Consider the following 1472-nt stretch of genomic DNA (forward strand, 5'->3'; position numbering starts at 1 on the left):
GGTGCGACGCCCCCTAACGCAAAAACATCAAAAAATAGTGAATTTCGGCAAATTATTCACTTAAAAACTAGTGATTTTAGGCATTTTCTTCAAAATAAAATCTGTGATTTTGGACAAAACAGGTCATATTCGGCACAGAAAGGCCGACGCATTCCCCGACCAGGCCCATCTAGACAATTTCCCAAATTTTATATATTTTTATTTTTGGGAAATAGAAATTCGGGAGCCGACAAATGAAACTGATTGAAAGAACAGAGTATTTGGACACATTGAAAAATGTCAGGGGCACACCCGACATCAAGGTAATAACCGGAATCCGTCGTTCCGGCAAATCAAAATTATTAGAATCCTTTGCAGAATGGATTGCAAAAAATGATAAAAAGGCAAACATCATCAAGATCAACTTCAACTTGACGAAGTTTGAAAAATTACAGAACTATTCCGCACTCGAAGAATATGCAGAACAGGCGTACAAGCCTAAAAAGACAAACTATCTGTTCATCGACGAAGTTCAACTTTGCGACTCGTTCGAAAAGGCATTGAACAGCCTGCACGCCACGGAAAAATTCGACATCTATGTAACCGGCTCAAACGCATTCCTGCTTAGTAGCGATCTGGCAACGCTCTTTACGGGTAGAACTTTTGAGATACCCGTCTTCCCGTTTTCGTTTGCGGAATACACAAAATACTACAAGCCGAAAAAAATGGAAGACTCGTTCGAATCCTACCTTAAAGAAGGGGGAATGGCGGGTTCCTTCTTATACAAGACTGAAAGCGAAAAGTTCCGTTACGTGAACGAAGATGTTTTCAACACGTTGGTTATCCGCGACATCGTCAAAAAATACAAGATTCGGAACAAGGTCTTTCTTGAAAAACTGATTGACTTTTTGATGGACAATGTCGGCAACATCACCTCCATCCGAAATGTCGCCAAGACAATCAGCACCACAGGCGACAAGACGAACCATAAAACCATAGGTTCTTACATCGATTATTTATGCAAGGCATTCGCCTTCTACAAAATCCGAAGATTCGACATTCGCGGAAAAAGATACTTGACCACGGAAGACAAATACTACTTGAGCGACCATTCGTTCCGCTACGCAAGACTCGGGACCCGCAACATGGACTACGGCCACGTGTACGAAAACATGGTTGCCATGGAATTACTTCGAAGGGGTTACCAACTTTACGTCGGAGTCCTATACAAGAAAGAAATCGACTTTGTAGCAATGAAACATGACGAAAAGCTGTATATCCAGGTATCGGACAACATCTCGGACAAGAAGACTTTTGAAAGGGAAACGGCCCCGCTGCTCGGAATAAAAGACGCATACCCCAAAATGCTCATCGCGAGAACAAATCACGAAACGACCCAGTACGAAGGAATCAGAATCGTCGATGTCTCAAGATGGCTTCTTGGCATGGATTAGCCCCCAACGGATTAAGCCCTTCCTTGGGCGTTCCCCGGC

The 1472-nt window shown here is 43.1% G+C and carries 2 protein-coding genes; both read left to right on the top strand.

What is annotated here, in order from left to right:
* Positions 1-237 (top strand): hypothetical protein (locus tag BUB22_RS16945; protein ID WP_217650386.1); only part of this gene is annotated, 237 nt, incomplete at its 5' end.
* Positions 234-1433, top strand: a complete 1200-nt coding sequence (locus BUB22_RS15945; RefSeq protein WP_073116665.1) for an ATP-binding protein — start codon at positions 234-236, stop codon at positions 1431-1433. The genes BUB22_RS16945 and BUB22_RS15945, both read left to right, overlap by 4 nt.
* Positions 1434-1472: the final 39 nt, after the last annotated feature.

It is taken from the genome of Fibrobacter sp. UWCM (assembly GCF_900129735.1).
In the GTDB taxonomy this organism is placed as follows: Bacteria; Fibrobacterota; Fibrobacteria; order Fibrobacterales; family Fibrobacteraceae; genus Fibrobacter.

Coding starts and splice junctions, on each gene's coding strand:
- BUB22_RS15945 (WP_073116665.1), top strand. CDS start 234: ATGAAACTGATTGAAAGAACAGAGTATTTGGACACATTGAAAAATGTC.